Source organism: Streptococcus sp. DD04 (assembly GCF_001578725.1).
In the GTDB taxonomy this organism is placed as follows: Bacteria; Bacillota; Bacilli; order Lactobacillales; family Streptococcaceae; genus Streptococcus; species Streptococcus sinensis.
Genome location: NZ_KQ968995.1, coordinates 1 through 621, shown reverse-complemented (window position 1 = coordinate 621; position 621 = coordinate 1). Strand labels below are relative to the sequence as shown.

General features: G+C 42.4%; 1 protein-coding gene. It reads right to left on the bottom strand.

The annotated features are described in order from the left end of the window. Positions 1-61: 61 nt before the first annotated feature. A partial coding sequence (locus tag STRDD04_RS10215; RefSeq protein ID WP_197460101.1) for a sensor histidine kinase occupies positions 62-621 on the bottom strand: 560 nt, incomplete at its 5' end.

Here is a 621-nt window from a genome sequence, read left to right as displayed (position 1 = left end):
AAAGATAATTGAGAGGCTAGGACTTTTGTCCCAGGCTCTTTAATATTGAAGATTAGCGAACTTAATCATCTGAATCTAGCGGCAAATAAAGACTAATCTGGGTGAATTTATCTGCTTCAGACTGGATTTCCATATGATAGTCGTCTCCGAACTGCAATCTCAAGCGTTGATCGACATTTTTCAGACCGACACCACCTAAGTGAAGGAGAGTCGCATCCATAGGAGCGTTAACATCAAATCCTCGGCCGTTATCATAGATAGACAGTCTCAGTTGTCCCTCTTCTACTTTCGACGTCACCCGAATCATGCCATGTCGGTCAATTTCCTTGATGCCATGGTAGATTGCATTTTCAACCAAAGGCTGAAGTACCAGCTTGGGCAGTTTATAATCAGCTAGAGATTCATCCTCTTCAATCTCATATTGGAGCTTGTCACCATAGCGCTGCTTCTGGATGAAAAGATACTGACGAACGTGGTCAATCTCATCTCTAAGATAAATCTGTTCGTGCCCTTGATTAAGCGCCAAACGGAAATACTGAGCGAGTGATTTTGTTACCTCAACAACACGCTTGCTGTCGTTAAATTCAGCCATCCAGACAATCGTATCCAAGGTATTATAAA